Source organism: Pseudomonas sp. FW305-E2, assembly GCF_058782925.1.
Map to the genome: position 1 here is coordinate 112,591 of NZ_JBYSYE010000007.1, position 18,363 is coordinate 130,953.

General features: G+C 63.8%; 13 protein-coding genes. 4 read left to right on the top strand and 9 right to left on the bottom strand.

Going from position 1 to position 18,363, the window contains the following annotated elements; translation table 11 throughout:
* Positions 1-51: 51 nt before the first annotated feature.
* The 7 genes from AC3WLP_RS09205 to AC3WLP_RS09235 form a co-directional block, all read right to left on the bottom strand.
* Entirely contained in the window at positions 52-837 is a 786-nt protein-coding gene (locus AC3WLP_RS09205; RefSeq protein ID WP_010952802.1) for an iron-containing redox enzyme family protein, read from the bottom strand.
* Positions 838-867: 30 nt separating this feature from the next.
* A complete protein-coding gene (locus tag AC3WLP_RS09210) occupies positions 868-3,324 on the bottom strand; it encodes an EAL domain-containing protein (RefSeq protein ID WP_012053390.1) in 2,457 nt (818 codons plus the stop codon).
* Between the two features lie 288 nt (positions 3,325-3,612).
* A complete protein-coding gene (locus AC3WLP_RS09215) occupies positions 3,613-5,445 on the bottom strand; it encodes an ABC transporter ATP-binding protein (RefSeq protein WP_003252650.1) in 1,833 nt (610 codons plus the stop codon).
* Positions 5,438-6,070 carry a DsbA family protein gene (locus tag AC3WLP_RS09220; RefSeq protein ID WP_003252648.1) on the bottom strand — a complete coding sequence of 211 codons (633 nt, stop codon included), beginning with the start codon at positions 6,068-6,070 and terminating at the stop codon, positions 5,438-5,440. Before AC3WLP_RS09220 ends, AC3WLP_RS09215 begins: the two co-directional genes overlap by 8 nt.
* Positions 6,071-6,073: 3 nt before the next feature.
* Complete coding sequence (trhO, locus tag AC3WLP_RS09225) at positions 6,074-7,006, bottom strand: oxygen-dependent tRNA uridine(34) hydroxylase TrhO (protein ID WP_088513603.1); 933 nt, start codon at positions 7,004-7,006, stop codon at positions 6,074-6,076.
* Positions 7,007-7,232: 226 nt separating this feature from the next.
* A complete protein-coding gene (locus AC3WLP_RS09230) occupies positions 7,233-7,529 on the bottom strand; it encodes a BolA family protein (RefSeq protein ID WP_010952797.1) in 297 nt (98 codons plus the stop codon).
* Between the two features lie 10 nt (positions 7,530-7,539).
* Positions 7,540-8,064, bottom strand: coding sequence for a DUF2059 domain-containing protein (locus tag AC3WLP_RS09235; RefSeq protein ID WP_010952796.1), 525 nt, complete (start codon positions 8,062-8,064; stop codon positions 7,540-7,542).
* A gap of 154 nt (positions 8,065-8,218) precedes the next feature.
* Between AC3WLP_RS09235 and AC3WLP_RS09240 the strand changes: the two genes are divergently transcribed.
* Positions 8,219-9,613 carry a class II fumarate hydratase gene (locus AC3WLP_RS09240; protein WP_012053394.1) on the top strand — a complete coding sequence of 465 codons (1,395 nt, stop codon included), beginning with the start codon at positions 8,219-8,221 and terminating at the stop codon, positions 9,611-9,613.
* Positions 9,614-9,799: 186 nt separating this feature from the next.
* On the opposite strand, the gene AC3WLP_RS09245 is transcribed toward AC3WLP_RS09240, so the two are convergent.
* Positions 9,800-10,753, bottom strand: coding sequence for a DMT family transporter (locus AC3WLP_RS09245; protein ID WP_088513602.1), 954 nt, complete (start codon positions 10,751-10,753; stop codon positions 9,800-9,802).
* Positions 10,754-10,989: 236 nt separating this feature from the next.
* A complete protein-coding gene (gene pap, locus AC3WLP_RS09250; RefSeq protein WP_014754195.1) occupies positions 10,990-12,483 on the bottom strand; it encodes a polyphosphate:AMP phosphotransferase in 1,494 nt (497 codons plus the stop codon).
* A 136-nt stretch (positions 12,484-12,619) separates the two neighbouring features.
* Here pap and mnmC point away from each other — a divergent pair, with 136 nt between their 5' ends.
* The 3 genes from mnmC (at position 12,620) to ngg (ending at position 18,251) form a co-directional block, all read left to right on the top strand.
* On the top strand, positions 12,620-14,584 hold the full coding sequence (gene mnmC / locus AC3WLP_RS09255) for a bifunctional tRNA (5-methylaminomethyl-2-thiouridine)(34)-methyltransferase MnmC2/FAD-dependent 5-carboxymethylaminomethyl-2-thiouridine(34) oxidoreductase MnmC1 (protein WP_088513601.1): 1,965 nt from the start codon (positions 12,620-12,622) through the stop codon (positions 14,582-14,584).
* Between the two features lie 130 nt (positions 14,585-14,714).
* Entirely contained in the window at positions 14,715-16,502 is a 1,788-nt protein-coding gene (locus tag AC3WLP_RS09260) for an N-acetylglutaminylglutamine amidotransferase (protein ID WP_088513600.1), read from the top strand.
* A 3-nt stretch (positions 16,503-16,505) separates the two neighbouring features.
* Entirely contained in the window at positions 16,506-18,251 is a 1,746-nt protein-coding gene (gene ngg, locus AC3WLP_RS09265; protein WP_088513599.1) for an N-acetylglutaminylglutamine synthetase, read from the top strand.
* The last annotated feature ends 112 nt before the right edge of the window (positions 18,252-18,363 follow it).

The following is an 18,363-nucleotide window of genomic DNA, read 5'->3' on the forward strand; positions in this document are numbered from 1 at the left end:
CATACCTGTGGGAGCGGGCAAGCCCGCGAAGAGGCCGATACAGGAAAGCGATCAGCCCGCAGCCAACGCCGGCCGCATACGGCCTTGCTGGCGCCCTTCCAGCTGCATGCAGCGTTCCAGGAACAGGAACATGCAGTCGTAACTCTTGCAGATCGCCCTGCGCAGCTCGGTCCGCAACCCCAGGGTGGGGTTCTCACCGGCCAGGGTACAGATGATTTCCAGCGCCTCCCACGGGTGCGCATCGTCATACTGGGCATGCATCTTCAGCCACTTCATCGCCCGCTTGCGCCCTTCTTCAGGGAACCCCTGCGCATAGGTGTCGGTCGAGCACACCACCGCCGACCATTCACCGGTCGCGCCTTCGATGGCGTAGTTGGTCGCCGCCATGGAAATGGCCAGGTTTTCGGTGGCGCACACCCGCCAGCACCAGTCGTTCAGGCCGTTCAGCTCGGGCGGCACTTCTTGCGCCTGCAACTCGTGCAGGTGCACACCGTGCGCCTGGCACCAGTTCACCCAGTAATCGGCATGGTTGAGCTCGACGCGGATGTTGCGCATCAGCCAGCGCCGCGCCATGTCCTCGCCCTGATGCCGGCCATAGCGGGTCTTGGTCAGGTTATGCGCCATGTACAACGAAAACTGCTCCACCACCGGCCAGCCACCGATCAGGTACTGACGGATGGTCGATTGCTTCAGCTGGCCATCGCGTAGACGTGCATAAAACTCATGCTCAACCACCCGGCGCTTGCTCTCGCGGCAGTCTTCAATCAGTTGCTGGGCCCATTGGGGGTAACTGGCGGGGTCCATCAAAGGCCCGATACGAACGAATGCGTCAATCACTTTCAGCTCCTTGATCCTTGTGATTTCCAACTAGCGAAACGTGCCAGGTGCTCGCTGCAACAGAGGCCGGGCGGCGATCCGTTGGCGCTGCAGACTGTCACAGGTGAACACCTGGGGGCGTTCGATCAGGTAGCCCTGGGCGTAATCCACGCCTATTTCCTGCAAGGCCTGCTCGATCAAGGGTGTTTCGACAAACTCGGCAATCGTGCGCTTACCCATCACATGGCCGATATGGTTGATGACCTCGACCATGGCCCGGTTGACCGGGTCGTCGAGCATGTCCTTGACGAAACTCCCGTCAATCTTCAGGTAGTCCACGGGCAAATGCTTGAGATAGGCGAACGAGGACATGCCAGCGCAAAAATCATCCAACGAGAAACGGCAACCCAGCCCTTTCAGCTCGTTGATGAAGCGAATGGCGCTGCCCAGGTTGGCAATGGCGCTGGTTTCGGTAATTTCGAAACAGATCATTCGCGGCGGAATGGCGTATTCGACGAACAACCGCTGGAGGTATTCAAGGAACTTGTCGTCGCCAATGCTGGACCCCGACAGGTTGATGGCACAGGTCGACAACGGCCCTTCACGCCCTTCTTCCAGGCACTGGCGTATGACCATGAACACATTGCGCACCACCCAGCGGTCAAGCGCGGTCATCAGGCCGTAGCGCTCGGCCGCCGGGATGAAGCTGCTGGGCAGGATGGTGCGGCCGCTTTCGTCGTGCAGGCGCAACAGAATTTCGATATGGCCCGGGCCTTCGAAGGTTTTGAGCGGGGCGATTTCCTGGGCGTAGAGGCAAAAGCGGTTTTCTTCCAGGGCCACATGCAGGCGCTGGATCCAGGCCATTTCGCCAAAACGCATGGACAGTTCGCTGTCGTCGGCGTGGTACACCTGCACACGGTTTCGGCCCTTTTCCTTGGCCATGTAGCAGGCCATGTCGGCGGCGCGCAGCGAGGCCTCCAGGGTACCGGGGGCCTGGGCCATATGCACCAGGCCAATGCTGACCGTGGTCACGAACGGCCGCCCTTTCCATACAAAGTGCAGGCTCTGCACCATCTGGCGCAGTTGTTCGCCAATGCGCTCGGCCTGGTCGGGCGGGCAGTTTTCCAGCAGCACGCCAAATTCATCGCCGCCCAGCCGCGCCAGCGTATCGCCCTCACGCAGGCCGGACTGCAGCACCGCGCAGATATGCCGCAGCAACTCATCGCCGGCAGCGTGGCCACAGGTGTCGTTGACCAGCTTGAACTGGTCGAGGTCGAGGAACATCAGCGAATGCCGCCCGGCCTGACGCGCCAGGTCGTTGAGCGCCTGTTCCAGGCGGTACTCGAACTCGCGGCGGTTGGCCAGCCCGGTCAGGGCGTCGTGGGTTGCCTGCCAGGACAGATTGGCGATGTACTGGCGTTCCTGGGTCATATCGTGCAGCACCAGCACGATGCCACTGACCTGGCCATCATTGACGATCGGCGAGCCTACCAGGTTGATCGACACGGTACTGCCGTCCAGGCGCTGGATCAGCCGGGCATGCTCGGAGCCGCCCTTGAGGCTGCCGCTGAGCACCTGTTCGACCAAGCTGCGCCCGTCCTCCTCGGCGTGTTCGTCCACCAGGCTGAACAGCGCCGACAGCGGCAGGCCCTGGGCCTGCCCGGATTGCCAGTGGGTCAATTGCTCGGCGGCCGGGTTCATGTAGCCGATACTGCCTTCGACATCGGTGGTGATCACCGCATCACCGATGGCCTGCAGGGTAATCTGCGCACGCTCTTTTTCTTCCTGCAGGGCGCTGGCAAAGGCTTGGCGCTGGGCCAACAGCTTGCTGGAGCGGCGCCAGGCAATGGCGATCAGGAACATCGCGGTCAGCAGGTTGGTGATCAGCAGCACCCGTAGCAACATGCGCGAGCCTTCGCCCAAGGCATCACTGAACGCCTTGGCGGCCGGGGTCACGCCTTCGTTGATGGCGACAATGCGGGCCTTCCAGTCGCTGACGGTGTCGGCATCCACCGGGCCATCGGCAAAACGCTGACGCATTTCACCGGCCAGTACATCCAGCTTGGCCAGATAGTCGTCACCGATGTCCCAGTAATCGATGGCTGTCTGCATATAGCTGACATGGCGAAAGTTGCGGTAGAACCAGATGATCCGCTCGACATCGTCAGGGTGGTTGCCACCTTGCAGAACCGCCTGTCGTGCGGCGTCCAGATCAGGGCTGGGGTGGTCGAGCACTTCGCGCAGACGATAGTCACCCTGCGGTACGGTAATGGCCTGGCGATAGCGTTGGTAGGTGCTGTCGTCGCGCGTCTCGCCGTACAGACTCAGGTAGTAGATGGCATCTTTCTGCGCCTTGGACCACAGGCTTTCGCCCGCGACATAGGCGCGCACGGCCGAGAGCGTATAAAGGCTGAGGCTGCCCAACGCCACCTGAAGGACCACAACGGCGATGAAAGGCCATGTGATGCCGAGCAACTTTGGCGCTTCGAGTGTGCGATTTCCCTTCATGGAGTCCCTGTCACAGAGCAGATAAGGCGTAAATCGACCCAGACAAGCACAGCGTAGGCCATTTGCCATCGCTGTGGAGGGGATTTTTATGACAAGGAATCGGGGAATTTGTACAGCGTATGCGCTGGCCATTGTAGGAGCGGGTTTACCCGCGAAGAAGACACCGCGGTGGATGGCACGGGCTTCGCCCGTGTTCGCGGGCAAGCCCGCTCCCACAGGGATCGCACCAGCTTTTAGAAATTGAGCAAGACAGTTGCTCCCACAAGCCCGGTGAAGGCAGCCAGATAATCAGCTCTGCTGCAGATGCCCGTAAAGCTTGGCGTATAACCCACCCTCGGCAATCAGCTGCTGATGGTCGCCGTCTTCGGCCACGTGCCCGCCATCGAACACCAGCACCCGGTCGGCCTGTTTCACCGCCGACAACCGATGGGCGATGATCAGCGTGGTGCGGCCGCTGAGGAAGCACGCCAAGGCCTGATGCAGGTTGTACTCGGTGGCGGCATCCAGGGCTGAGGTGGCCTCGTCGAGGATCACTACCTTGGGCTCAGCCAGTACCATGCGGGCAATGGCCAGGCGCTGGCGCTGGCCACCGGACAAGCGCACGCCTGAACGCCCCACCACACTGTCCAGGCCTTGCGGCAAGGCGGCGATGGTGGCATCCAGCTGAGCGATGCGCAGCGCCTGCCAGCACGCATCATCGCTGCAGTCGCGGCCCATGGTCAGGTTGGCACGCACGCTGTCGTTGAACAGCGACGGGTGCTGCAACACCACCGCGACGTTCTCGCGCAGGGTTTCCAGGCCGATTTCCTGCAGGCTGGCCCCGCCAAAGCGGATGGTCCCGGCCTGGGCGCTGTATAGGCCCAGCAGTAGCTGCACCAGCGTGCTCTTGCCGCCGCCGCTGGCACCGACAATCGCCACCTTCTCACCCGCGGCGATCGACAGGTCGAGGTGGTCGAGCACCGGCTCGTCGGCATAGGCAAAGCGCAGGTCGCGCACGTCAATGCCCACCGTTTCGCGGCCGGCGAACGGGTCGCTGGCGGCCGGGTATTGCGGCTCGTCGGCACGCGCCAGCAGCTCGTTGAGGCGACTCAGCGCACCGCCGGCGGCGTAGTAGGCATATTGCAGATTAAGCAGTTGCTCCACCGGACCGATCATGAACCACAGGTAGCTGAACACCGCCAGCATCTGGCCGATCGACAGGTCAGAAAACAGCACGGTCAGCATGGCCGCCGCGCGGAAGATGTCGATGCCGAACTGGAACAGCAAGCCGCTGGCACGGCCACTGGCATCGCTTTTCCATTGCGAGTCCACGGCGTAATCGCGCACCTCGCGGGCACGCAGGCCAAGGCGGCCAAGGAAGTAGCCCTGGCGGTTGCCAGCGCGGATTTCCTGGATGGCATCGAGGGTTTCCGCCAGCGCCTGGGTAAAGCGCGCGGTGCTGTCGTTTTCGAGCTTTTTCAGGTGTTTGACCCGCTTGCCCAACTGCACGGTGAAGTAGATCACCAGCGGGTTGAACAGCAAGATCAGCAAGGCCAGCTGCCAGTGCATCCAGATCAGGATGGCCGCCGTGCCGGTCAGTGTCAGCATGGCCACCAGGAAGCGGCTGAGGGTTTCGCCAACGAACTTGTCGAGGGTGTCCAGGTCGGTGACCAGGTGGGTGGTCACCGTACCGCTGCCCAAACTTTCGTATTCTTTCAGCGAAATACGTTTGAGGCGCTCGATCAGGCGGATGCGCAGGCGGTATACGATGTCCTTGGCCAGCCCGGCGAACAGCTTGGACTGGATCACGTTGAAGGCCAGCGCAGCCAGGCGCAGGCACAGGGTGAGCGCCAGCATCAGGCCGATGTAGCCTGCTGCTACCTGCCAGTTGGACGGCAGCAGGTGGTTCATCCACTTCAGCGCGGCATCACCATGGCCGAGCAGTACTTCGTCCACCAACAGCGGCAGCAGCAGCGGAATGGGCACACTGCAACACGCCGCCAGTAACGCAATGAGGTTGGCGGACCAGAGGTTTTTCTTGTGATGCAGGGCCAGGCGGCGGATTTCCGCCCAGCTCAGTCGATCGCCCGCAGTGTATGGCTTGCCCGGTACCGGGTCGGGTGACCCTGGTACATCAAGCACAGGCGGCCTGCTGCAGCCAGCGGCCGAGCAAGGGTTGCAGGCGCTCCAGCGGCTGGTAGCCGTTGGTCAGCAAAGCCAGTTGGCCATTGCGCTCGGCCAGCAAGGTCGGGAAACCGGCAATACCCAGATCCTGGGCCCAGGCGAAGTCGGCCGCGGTGGCGGCGCGGGTATCGGCACGGGCGAAGGTTTCGGCGAACGCGGCACGGTCGAAGCCACTCTGGGAGGCCAGCTCGACCAGCTGCGGCGCGGTGGTCACATCGGTACCCTGCTCGTAGAACGAACGCTGGATCAACGCCAGCAGCGGCCAGACGCGCTCGGCATCCAGCTCGCGTGCCGCGACCAGGGCGCGACAGGCCGGCTCGGTGTCGTAGACGAAGCCGTCAGGCATGGCCCCCTCGAAGCGGAACGGCTGGCCGGTAGCATCAGCCACCGCCTGCCAGTGTTCCAGGATGTACTTGCGAGTGGAGCTGTCCAGGGCGCTGCCGCCCGTACGCAGCCCGCCCGTTACCAAGCGGGCAGGCACGCCTGCCTCACGCGCCTGGGCGATCAGGGCCGCGGCCACTGGCGCAAACCCCCAGCACCAGGAGCACATCGGGTCCATCACATAGATCAGGCGTGCAGACATGCTTCAAGCCTCGGCTTTGTAGTTGTAACCGATCGGGTGCGGCAGGTTGCGGGCCTTGGCCAGCTCGATCTGCTTCTGCCGGTCGATGGCACTGCGCCGGGTCTTCTCGCTCAGGCTGTCCCAGCAATGCGGGCAGCTGACACCTGGCGAATAGTGCTCGGACGCGCGCTCCTCTGCATTGATCGGATGGCGGCAGGCGTGGCACTGGTCGTACTCGCCTTCGCTCAGGTCATGGCGCACCGTAACCCGGTTGTCGAAGACGAAGCAGTCGCCGTCCCACAGGCTTTCTTCCTGAGGCACTTCCTCGAAGTATTTCAGGATGCCGCCCTTAAGATGATAGACCGACTCGAAGCCTTCACCGAGCATGTAGCTGGAGGCCTTTTCGCAACGGATGCCGCCGGTGCAGAACATGGCGACCTTCTTGTGCTTGCTCGGGTCGAAATTGGCCTTGATGTACTCCGGGAACTCACGGAACGTTTCGGTCTTCGGGTCGATGGCGCCCTTGAACGTACCGATGGCCACTTCGTAGTCGTTGCGGGTGTCGATCAACAGCACTTCCGGGTCGCTGATCAGGGCGTTCCAGTCCTTGGGCTCGACATAGGTGCCAACGGCCTGGTTGGGGTCTACGCCCGGCACGCCGAGGGTGACGATCTCTTTCTTGAGCTTGACCTTGGTGCGGTAGAACGGCTGTTCGTCGCAGTACGACTCTTTATGGTCGACATCGACCAGGCGCTGGTCGCTGCGCAGCCAGGCCAGCAGGCCATCAATGCCTTCGCGGGTGCCCGACACGGTGCCGTTGATGCCCTCCTGGGCCAGCAGCAGGGTGCCTTTGACGTTGTTGTCGAGCATGGTCTTGAGCAGCGGCTCGCGCAGCTCGACGTAGTCTTCCAGGGTGACGAACTTGTACAGCGCCGCGACGACGATGGCTTGAGACATGTAACGGAATCTCCAGGTGGCTGCCCTCGTAAGGGGCGGACCGGGTTTGACGGTATAGAAAAGCATGGGGGCGCTTTGCGCCCCTTTCGCGACACAAGGCCGCTCCCACAGGGGACCGCGTAACCTGATGGCTAGTGCGGTTTTTGTGGGAGCGGCCTTGTGTCGCGAAAGGGCCGCAAAGCGGCCCCCGGATTTTGCAGGATTCTACCAGAACAACAGAAAGGTTTCAGTGCCCGCCGCCCGCACACACGGGCGAGGCCGGTGCAACGCCGACCTTGGCCCACTCTTCGGCGGTGTAGGTGTGGATGGCCAGGGCGTGGATCTCGCCCATCAGCTCACCCATGGTGGCGTACACCTTCTGGTGGCGCTTGACGCTGTTCAACCCGGCGAACTGCTCGCTGACGATCACGGCCTTGTAGTGGGTCTCCTGACCACGACTGTGCATGTGACTTTCGTTGAGCACTTCCAGGTGTTGCGGCGCCAGCGCGGCCAGTTGCTGTTCGATACGTTGTTGCATGGTCATTGCTGCGTACTCACTTCTTCGCTGGGGCGGCGGCCTTGCCTGCGTTCGGGTCCAGCTCTTTGGTCATGTCTTCCAGCAGCTTGTTCACCACCGGTACTGCGGGCTCCAGGCTCTGCTGGGTCAGCTGTGCCGACTGCTGGGTGACCTTGGGCATTTCACGTAGCACTTTCTTGCCCAGCGGCGATTCGTAGAACTTGACCAGGTCCTTCAGCTCCTGCTCGGTAAAGGTCCGGGTGTACAGGTCGACCATCTTCGGCTTCAGCTTGTTCCAGCCGATGGCGTTGTCCAGCGCGGCATTGGCCTTAGCCTGGTAGCTTTCCAGCACCGGCTGCTTGGCGGCCGGGGCCTTGGTCTGGGCGAAACGCTGGGCGAACATCTGCTGCACTTGCATGTACACCGGGGTGCCCAGCTTGTCGGCGTTGGCCAGGGTCAGGAATTTCTCGGCAGCAGCGTTGTGGCTGGCGGTGGCAGCGAGTACCTGGCCGCTGGCGCAAACCAGGGCAACGGCGGCACAAAGGACACGGAGACGGGTCATTGCATTTCCTTCAAAGAGAGGGAGGCGGGCACCTCAGAGTAGAGCATTCTGCGCCGTGGTGGCGATGTGCTCAAGTGGCACGACGAGCGACGGAACCGCTCGGTCGAATCAGGGCCTAAACTGCGATTTCGAACTACACAGGAGTGAGTACAGAATGAGCCGTATCGAGACAGACAGCCTGGGCCCGGTCGAAGTTCCGGAGAACGCCTACTGGGGTGCGCAGACCCAGCGTTCGCTGATCAACTTCGCCATTGGCAAGGAACGCATGCCCCTCGCGGTGTTGCACGCCCTGGCACTGATCAAGAAGGCCGCGGCGCGCGTCAACGACCGCAATGGCGACCTGCCGGCCGATATCGCTCGGCTGATCGAACAGGCTGCCGATGAAGTGCTGGCTGGCCAGCACGACGATCAGTTCCCGCTCGTCGTCTGGCAGACGGGCAGTGGCACCCAGAGCAACATGAACGTCAACGAGGTGATTGCCGGACGCGCCAACGAACTGGCCGGCAAAGGCCGTGGCGGCAAGGCGCCGGTGCACCCCAATGACCACGTCAACCGCTCGCAGAGCTCCAACGACTGCTTCCCCACCGCCATGCACATTGCGGCAGCCCAGGCGGTGCAGGAAAAGCTGTTGCCGGCCGTCACCGAACTGTCTTCAGGGCTGGCCGAGCTGTCGATGCGTCACCACCAGCTGGTGAAAACCGGTCGCACACACATGATGGACGCCACGCCGATTACCTTCGGCCAGGAAGTGTCGGCCTTCGTCGCCCAGCTCGATTACGCCCAGCGCGCCATCCGCGCTACCCTGCCGGCGGTGTGCGAACTGGCCCAAGGCGGCACTGCCGTGGGTACCGGGCTGAACGCCCCGCAGGGGTTTGCCGAGGCCATCGCTGCCGAGCTGGCGGCGCTGTCCGGCCTGCCGTTCATCACCGCGCCGAACAAGTTCGCCGCCCTCGCCGGCCACGAACCGCTGACCAGCCTGGCGGGCGCCCTGAAAACCCTGGCCGTGGCCTTGATGAAAATTGCCAACGACCTGCGCCTGCTGGGTTCCGGCCCGCGCGCCGGCCTGGCCGAGGTGCGCCTGCCGGCCAACGAGCCCGGCAGCTCGATCATGCCGGGCAAGGTCAACCCCACCCAGTGCGAGGCGCTGTCGATGCTGGCCTGCCAGGTGCTGGGCAATGACGCGGCCATCGGCTTTGCCGCCAGCCAGGGGCACTTGCAGCTGAATGTGTTCAAGCCGGTGATCATCCATAACCTGCTGCAATCCATCGAGTTGCTGGCCGATGGTTGCCGCAACTTCCAGCAGCATTGCGTGGCGGGTATCGAGCCGGATGCCGAGCAGATGGCCGCGCACCTGGAGCGCGGGTTGATGCTGGTGACGGCGCTGAACCCGCATATTGGCTATGACAAGGCGGCGGAAATTGCCAAGAAGGCTTACAGCGAGGGCACGACCTTGCGCGAGGCGGCCTTGGCGTTGAAGTACCTGACCAATGAGCAGTTCGACCAGTGGGTGCGGCCGGAGAACATGCTGGCGCCGGGCGGCAAGGGCTGACTGCTCTGTAGCCTGTACCGGCCCTTTCGCGGGTGAACCCGCGCCTACGACGAGCGGCCATCCATGGTAGGAGCGGGTTCACCCGCGAAAGGGCCGGTACAGGCAATCGACAGACCTAGTGTGGTGTTTTGCAAATACGGCCAATAACTCGCCGCGCGTTATGGTCGTTATTTGTGAAACACCACACTAGGCCAACCGCGCCCGGCGGGCCCGCCAACCCGCCACCAGCGACGGCCCAAGCGCCACCAGCGCCGAACCGAACACCACCGTGACCGCCCCCAAATAGCCCAGGGCATTGATGTCCTCGGCATGCACATACTCAGGCCAAACCAACGCCGCCAGCGCCACCGCAACGAAGGTTACCAGCGGGGTAAGCGCCAGCGTGGCACTTACCCGTGAGGCCTCCCAGTGCGCCAGTGCTTCGGCAAACGCGCCGTATGCCACCAGGGTATTCAGGCAACAGGCCAGCAGCAGCCAGCCTTGCACAGGGGTCAGTTGCAAGGCCTCCAGCGGGTGCACCCAAGGTGTCAGCAACGCAGCGCAGCTGAGGTAGATCACCATCATCACCTGCTGCGAGTGCCACACGGTCAGCAACTGCTTCTGGCTCAGGGCGTAGAACACCCAGATGCTGGTCGCCAGCAAAATGGTCAACACGCCGGTGGTGTAGGTACCCAGCGAAGTCAGCAGCTCTTCCAGGCGCTGGTTGAAGAACAGGCCAAACCCTGCCAGCAGCACCAACAGGCCCACGCCCTGCCCCACACTGAAGCGCTCGCGGAACACGAACACGCTGGCCACCAGCAACAGCACCGGGCCGATCTGTACCACCAGTTGTGCGGTGCCTGGGCTAAGCAGTTTGAGACCGATCAGGTAGAGCACGTAGTTGCCCATCAGGCCGAGCACGGCCACCAGCACCAGGCCCTTGCCCTTGGGCGCCAGTTTACGCATGGACGGCAAACGCCGCTGAGCCGCCAGCCAGGCGAACAGCAGGCTGCCGGAGACCAGCAGGCGGTACCAGGTGACAGTGATCGGGTCGACCACTTGCAATACCTGCTTGAGCTTGATCGGCAAGATGCCCCAGAGCAGCGCCGTCAGAAGTGCCAGGAACAGCCCATAGCCCCAGCGGCCAGAAGTGGTGTGCATAAAATCCTCGATCAAGCCCGTGGTGGGGGTTGTTGAATTCTACGGGGTTGGAGGACGGGGACGGTGGAGAGTGCCGAGAAAAGAATTCATCAGGTCATTCTTTTGGGGCATGGCTGGGGGGAGGTGTTGCCTGTTCTGGCCCTTTCGCGGGTAAACCCGCTCCTACAAGGGATCGCGTACCCCTGTAGGAGCGGGTTCACCCGCGAAAGGGCCAGAACAGGCAACATCACCGTCGGCTATTTTTTGTGCTTGGCAAACGCCGCTTCCAGCGCTTGATTGATGGTGCGCACCACCTTCACCCGCGCCCAGCGCTTGTCATTGGCCTCCACCAGCGTCCAAGGGGCAATCTCGCTGCTGGTGCGGTCGACCATGTCGCCCACCGCCTGGGAGTATTCGTCCCACTTGTCGCGGTTGCGCCAGTCATCCTCGGTGATCTTGTAGCGTTTGAACGGAATTTGCTCACGCTCTTCGAAGCGCTCCAGTTGGGTCTGCTGGTCGATCGCCAGCCAGAACTTGACCACCACCACGCCGGCATCCACCAACTGCTCTTCAAAGTCGTTGATCTCGCTGTAGGCACGCATCCAGTCAGCGGGGCTGCAGAAGCCTTCCACCCGCTCCACCAGCACCCGGCCATACCAGGAACGGTCGAAGATGGTGAACTTGCCCCGTGCCGGGATGTGCCGCCAGAACCGCCACAGGTACGGCTGGGCGCGCTCTTCTTCGGTCGGCGCGGCAATCGGCACGATACGGTACTGCCGCGGGTCCAGCGCTGCCGCCACGCGGCGGATGGCGCCCCCCTTGCCGGCGGCGTCGTTACCTTCGAACACCGCCACCAGGGCGTGCCGGCGCATGCGCTTGTCACGCAGCAGGCCGGCCAGACGGGCCTGTTCGGTGATCAACTGTTCCTGATAGTCGGCCTTGTCCAGGCGCAAGGTCATGTCCAGGGCGCCCAGCAGGCTGCGGTCGTCGATGCTGTGGCCCAGCGGGGCCACGTTGCCCTGGTGCTTGCCCTTGGGATTATTGGCCAGCGCGGCTTGCAGGCTTTCCAGCAGAATGCGCCCCACCGCCAGGCTGCGGTAATTCGGGTCTACCCCTTCGATGATGTGCCATGGCGCGTAGTCGCGGCTGGTGCGACGCAGCACGCGCTCACCAAAGCGCACGAAGCGGTCGTAGGTTTGCGACTGCTGCCAATCCAGCGGGCTGATCTTCCAGCTGTGCAGCGGGTCGTCCTTGAGCGATTTCAGCCGTGCCTTCATCTGCTTCTTGGACAGGTGGAACCAGAACTTGATGATCAGCGCACCTTCATCGCACAGCATCTCCTCCAGGCGCTCGGCACCGGTAATGGCCTGATCGAGCACGGCATCCTTGAACACCCCGTGCACCCGTCCCTGCAGCATCTGGCTGTACCAGTTGCCAAAGAACACACCCATCCGCCCCTTGGGTGGCAAGGCCCGCCAATAGCGCCAGGCGGGGGGGCGGGCCAGCTCTTCGTCGGTCTGCTGGTCGAAGGTGAGCACATCGATCATGCGCGGGTCCATCCACTCGTTGAGCAGTTTTACCGTCTCACCCTTGCCGGCGCCTTCAATGCCGTTGATCAGCACGATCACCGGAAACCGCGCCTGCTGCTTGAGTTCGTACTGGGCTTCGAGCAGGGCCTCGCGTAAAGCGGGTACCTCGGCGTCGTAAGCCTCCTTGTCGATGCTGTGGCCGATTTCGGCAGATTCGAACATGCACTGGCTCCTTCAATGGATAAACAAGACTAGCGGATTTCATTTCGGGCTGTGCGGGCCTCTTCACCAATGAACGCGCTCCCACAGCTCAGCCGGATGGCATAAAATCCCGCCATCCGCTGCAACCGAGCCCACCATGCCCACCCTCCTCCAGCACGCCCAGATCGACTGGGACGACCAGGGCCGCCCCCATTCGCGGCACTATGACGACGTCTATTTCGCAGTCAACGAAGGCATCGAAGAAACCAAGCACGTGTTCCTCGGCCAGACCCGCCTGGCCGAACGTTTTGCCCACCTGGCGCCGCATGCCTGCACGGTGATCGGCGAAACCGGTTTTGGCACCGGCATGAATTTTTTCTGCGCCTGGCAGCTGTTCGACCAGCACGCACACAGCGACGCGCGCCTGCACTTCGTCAGCGTCGAGAAGTACCCCCTCGACCAGGCCGACATGGCCCGCGCAGTGCGCCTGTGGCCTGAACTGGCCGCCTATACCGAGCCACTGCTGGAGCAATACGTGGCGGTGCACCCGGGTTTTCAGCAGTTCACCTTCGCCGGTGGCAGGGTCACCCTGACCCTGTTGATAGGCGATGTGCTGGAACAGCTGCCGCAACTCGATGCGCAGATCGATGTGTGGTTCCTCGACGGCTTCGCCCCCGCCAAGAACCCCGACATGTGGACCCCGGAGCTGTTTGCGCAACTGGCGCGGCTATCGCATCCGGGCACGGTGCTGGGCACCTTCACCACCACCGGCTGGGTACGCCGCAGCCTGGTGGAAGCCGGCTTCGCCATGAAGAAGGTGCCAGGCATCGGCAAGAAGTGGGAGGTGATGAGCGGCGCCTACGTCGGCCCCCTGTCCGGCCCATGCGCGCCTTGGTACGCGCGCCCCGCGGTGACACAGGGGCCGCGCGAGGCGCTGGTGATCGGTGCCGGACTTGCCGGCAGCAGCAGCGCCGCCAGCCTGGCCCGGCGCGGCTGGCAGGTTACCGTGCTGGAGCGCCACGAAGCCCCCGCCCAGGAGGCTTCGGGCAACCCGCAAGGGGTGCTGTACCTCAAGCTGTCTGCCCATGGCACCGCGCTCTCGCAGATGATCCTGTCCGGGTTCGGCTACACCCGGCGTCAGCTGCAGCGCTTGCAGCGTGGCCGTGACTGGGATGCCTGCGGGGTGCTGCAACTGGCCTTCGACAGCAAGGAGGCCGAACGCCAGGGCAAGCTGGCTGCCGCCTTCGACCCCGGCTTGCTGCACTGCCTGGCGCGCGCCGAGGCCGAAGCCATCGCCGGCGTGGCGTTGCCTGGCGGCGGGTTGTTCTACCCCGAAGGTGGCTGGGTGCACCCGCCAGCGCTGTGCCAACAGCAGTTGCAGCACCCTGGTATTCGCGTGGTGACCCACCAGGACGTGCTCGAACTGCGCAAAGTGGATGAGCATTGGCAAGCCTGGGCTGGCGACCAGCTGTTAGCCCGCGCTCCAGTGGTGGTCCTGGCCGGTGCGGCGGATGTGCTGCGCTTCGAACCTTGCGCGCAGTTACCACTCAAGCGCATCCGTGGGCAGATCACCCGCTTGCCGGCCACCGCCAGCAGCCAGGCACTGCGCACCGTGGTGTGCGCGGAAGGCTATGTGGCACCGCCACGCGAGGGTGAACATACACTGGGCGCCAGTTTTGACTTCCATAGCGAAGACCTTGCACCGACGGTGGCCGAGCACCAGGGCAACCTGGCGCTGCTGGACGAAATTTCCGTCGATCTGGCGCAACGGCTGGCTGTGGCTGAACTGGACCCCGAGCAATTGCAGGGACGTGCTGCGTTCCGTTGCACCAGCCCGGATTACCTGCCGATCGTCGGGCCCATCGCCGACGCGCAGGCGTTTGCCGAAGCCTATGCAGTACTGGGCCGGGATGCGCGGCAAGTACCGGATGTGCCCTGCCCTTGGCTGGGCGGGTTGTATGTGAACAGCGGGCATGGCTCACGCGGGTTGATAACAGCGCCCTTGAGCGGCGAGCTGGTGGCGGCCTGGGTATGTGGCGAACCGCTGCCATTGCCGCGGGCAGTGGCGCAGGCGTGTCATCCGAACCGGTTTGGATTGCGCCGGTTGATCCGGGGGAAATGATTGCATCGGGTTGCCTGCCCGTCCACATATAACCAAACATTCTAAAACTCTCGAAAAGCACATAGGTCAGTTCCTTAAGGTGCCCTAATCCGGGGCATCACCTCCCCAACGGAAAAACCGGTAAGGACTTATGTGCGGATTAGCAGGAGAGTTACGTTTCACCCCCATCGACCAAGCCCCTCGCCCAGCCGACCTGGCTGCGGTAGAGCGCATTACCCATCACCTGGCCCCGCGTGGCCCGGATGCCTGGGGCTTCCATAGCCAGGGGCCGATTGCCCTTGGCCACCGGCGGTTGAAGATCATGGACCTGTCCGACGGCTCGGCGCAGCCGATGGTCGACAATACGCTGGGCCTGTCGCTGGCCTTCAACGGTGCCATCTACAACTTCCCCGAACTGCGCGAGGAATTGCAGGCGCTGGGCTACAGCTTCTGGTCCGACGGCGACACTGAGGTGCTGCTCAAGGGCTACCACGCCTGGGGCGCGGCGCTGCTGCCCAAGCTCAACGGCATGTTTGCCCTGGCCATCTGGGAGCGCGACAACCAGCGCCTGTTCCTGGCCCGCGACCGCCTGGGCGTCAAACCCCTGTACCTGTCGCGCAACGGCGAGCGCCTGCGCTTTGCCTCGACCCTGCCGGCACTGCTCAAGGGCGGCGACATCGACCCGATGCTCGACCCCGTGGCCCTCAACCACTACCTGAACTTCCACGCCGTGGTACCGGCACCGCGCACCCTGCTGGCCAACGTGCAGAAGCTGGAGCCCGGCACCTGGATGCGCATCGACCGCCATGGCGAAGTGGAACGCCAGACCTGGTGGCAGCTGAAGTACGGCCCCCACCCCGACGAGCGTGAACTTGATCTGGAAGGCTGGACCACCCGCGTACTCGACGCCACCCGCGACGCCGTAGCCATCCGCCAGCGGGCAGCCGTCGATGTGGGTGTGTTGCTGTCCGGCGGTGTCGATTCCAGCCTGCTGGTCGGCTTGCTGCGCGAAGTGGGCGTTGACGACCTGTCGACCTTCTCCATCGGCTTTGAAGATGCCGGCGGCGAGCGTGGCGACGAGTTCCAGTATTCGGACCTGATCGCCAAACACTACGGCACCCGTCACCACCAGTTGCGCATTGCCGAACACGAAATCATCGACCAACTGCCGGCCGCCTTCCGCGCCATGAGCGAGCCGATGGTCAGCCACGACTGCATCGCGTTCTACCTGCTGTCGCGGGAAGTGGCCAAACACTGCAAAGGCGTACAGAGCGGCCAGGGTGCCGATGAGCTGTTCGCCGGTTACCACTGGTACCCGCAGGTGGACGGCGCCGACGATGCCTATGCGGCCTACCGTGACGCCTTCTTCGACCGCAGCCATGCCGAATACCGCGAAACCGTGCAGGCGCCCTGGCTGCTGGAAACCGACGCTGCCGGCGACTTCGTGCGCGAACACTTCGCGCGCCCCGGCGCACCGGCTGCCGTGGACAAGGCGCTGCGCCTGGACAGCACCGTGATGCTGGTCGACGACCCGGTCAAGCGGGTGGACAACATGACCATGGCCTGGGGCCTGGAGGCGCGTACGCCGTTCCTTGATTACCGCCTGGTGGAACTGTCGGCACGCATTCCCGCACGCTTCAAGCTGCCCGACGGCGGCAAGCAGGTGCTCAAGCAGGCAGCGCGACGGGTGATCCCGCATGAGGTGATTGACCGCAAGAAGGGTTACTTCCCGGTACCGGGCCTGAAGCATCTGGAAGGTGCCACCTTGGGCTGGGTACGCGAACTGTTGACCGACCCCAGCCAGGACCGAGGGTTGTTCAACCCGGCCATGCTCGACCGCCTGCTGAGCAACCCACACGGCCAGCTGACGCCATTGCGCGGTTCCAAGCTGTGGCAACTGGCGGCGCTGAACCTGTGGCTGAGCGAACAAGGAATCTGACCGATGAAAGCCCATGAAATCGCTTATGGTCAGCGCCTGCTGCGCGGCCAAGCGCCGTCCTACGAGCGCCTGCAAGCGCGCCTGGCCGGCGACGGCAGCCAGCCCCACGACCAGCCGCGTGCCGTGCACTGCGGCTGGGGCCGGCTGTTGATAGGCCACACCTACCCCGACCCGGCTTCCCTGGCCGAGGATCTGCTCGACGAGCACCCGGGCGAACGCGACATCGCCCTGTACGTGGCCGCACCGCAGCAGGTGCTGGCCCAGGCCCCCCAGCAGCTGTTCCTCGACCCGTCCGACACCCTGCGCCTGTGGTTCACCGACTACCGCCCGGCGCAGCGGGTATTTCGCGGCTTCCGCGTGCGCCGGGCACAGAACCCCGCCGACTGGCAGGCGATCAACACGCTGTACCAGGCGCGCGGGATGCTCCCCGTCGACGCCGCGCTGCTTACCCCCCGGCACTTGGGTGGCCCGGTGTACTGGCTGGCAGAGGACGAAGACAGCGGCGCGATTATCGGCAGCGTCATGGGCCTGAACCACACCAAGGCGTTCGATGACCCCGAGCATGGCAGCAGCCTGTGGTGCCTGGCGGTGGACCCACACTGCACCCGCCCCGGCGTGGGTGAAGTGCTGGTGCGCCACCTGATCGAACACTTCATGAGCCGTGGCCTGGCCTACCTGGACCTGTCGGTGCTGCACGACAACCGCCAGGCCAAGCGCCTTTACCAGAAACTGGGTTTTCGCAACCTGCCCACCTTCGCAGTCAAGCGCAAGAACGGTATCAACGAGCAACTGTTCCTCGGGCCTGGCCCGCAAGCCGACCTCAACCCCTACGCTCGCATCATCGTCGACGAGGCGCTACGCCGGGGCATCGAAGTACAGGTCGATGACGCCGCTGGCGGCCTGTTCACCCTGAGCCTGGGCGGACGGCGCATTCGCTGCCGGGAATCGCTCAGCGACCTGACCAGTGCCGTGACCATGACCCTGTGCCAGGACAAACGCCTGACCCAGCACGCCCTGCACAACGCTGGGCTGCAGGTGCCCGCACAACAGCTGGCGGGCAATGCCGATGACAACCTGGCGTTTCTCGAAGAGCATGGCGCGGTGGTGGTCAAGCCGGTCGATGGCGAGCAAGGCCAGGGCGTGGCGGTGAACCTGACCTGCATCGACGACATCACCCGTGCCGTGGCGCATGCCCGCCAGTTCGACAGCCGCGTGCTGCTGGAAAGCTTCCATGCCGGGTTCGACCTGCGCATCGTGGTGATCGGCTACGAGGTGGTGGCCGCGGCCATCCGCCACCCAGCGCAGGTGCTGGGCGACGGTAAGCACAGTGTGCGCCAGTTGATCGAAGCCCAGAGCCGTCGCCGCCAGGCCGCCACCGGTGGCGAAAGCCGCATTCCGCTGGACGACGAAACCGAGCGCACCTTGCGCGCAGCGGGCGTTGGCTATGACGACGTGTTGCCGACCGGCCAGCGCCTGGCCGTGCGGCGCACGGCCAACCTGCACACCGGCGGCACCCTGGAAGATGTCACCGAACGCCTGCACCCGGTGCTGGCCGATGCTGCCGTGCGGGCGGCACGGGCACTGGAAATTCCGGTGGTTGGGCTGGACTTCATGGTGCGCGATGCCGGGCAGCCGGAGTACGTGATCATCGAGGCCAACGAACGTGCTGGCCTGGCCAACCATGAACCGCAGCCCACGGCCGAGCGCTTTATCGACCTGCTGTTTCCCCATAGCCGGCCGTTGGCCTGACAACTGCTCGGCTTTTTGTGGGAGCGGCCTTGTGTCGCGAATGGGGTGCGAAGCGCCCCTAGGATCTCAGCTTCGCTGCCGATATTGCCGGGGCCGCTTTGCGGCCCTTTCG

Excerpts from the sequence above, each read along its gene's own strand:
- AC3WLP_RS09230 (WP_010952797.1), bottom strand. The coding sequence starts at position 7,529 with ATGACCATGCAACAACGTATCGAACAGCAACTGGCCGCGCTGGCGCCG.
- AC3WLP_RS09235 (WP_010952796.1), bottom strand. The coding sequence starts at position 8,064 with ATGACCCGTCTCCGTGTCCTTTGTGCCGCCGTTGCCCTGGTTTGCGCC.
- AC3WLP_RS09240 (WP_012053394.1), top strand. The coding sequence starts at position 8,219 with ATGAGCCGTATCGAGACAGACAGCCTGGGCCCGGTCGAAGTTCCGGAG.
- ngg (WP_088513599.1), top strand. The coding sequence starts at position 16,506 with ATGAAAGCCCATGAAATCGCTTATGGTCAGCGCCTGCTGCGCGGCCAA.
- AC3WLP_RS09260 (WP_088513600.1), top strand. The coding sequence starts at position 14,715 with ATGTGCGGATTAGCAGGAGAGTTACGTTTCACCCCCATCGACCAAGCC.
- AC3WLP_RS09220 (WP_003252648.1), bottom strand. The coding sequence starts at position 6,070 with ATGTCTGCACGCCTGATCTATGTGATGGACCCGATGTGCTCCTGGTGC.
- AC3WLP_RS09245 (WP_088513602.1), bottom strand. The coding sequence starts at position 10,753 with ATGCACACCACTTCTGGCCGCTGGGGCTATGGGCTGTTCCTGGCACTT.
- trhO (WP_088513603.1), bottom strand. The coding sequence starts at position 7,006 with ATGTCTCAAGCCATCGTCGTCGCGGCGCTGTACAAGTTCGTCACCCTG.
- pap (WP_014754195.1), bottom strand. The coding sequence starts at position 12,483 with ATGTTCGAATCTGCCGAAATCGGCCACAGCATCGACAAGGAGGCTTAC.
- AC3WLP_RS09210 (WP_012053390.1), bottom strand. The coding sequence starts at position 3,324 with ATGAAGGGAAATCGCACACTCGAAGCGCCAAAGTTGCTCGGCATCACA.
- mnmC (WP_088513601.1), top strand. The coding sequence starts at position 12,620 with ATGCCCACCCTCCTCCAGCACGCCCAGATCGACTGGGACGACCAGGGC.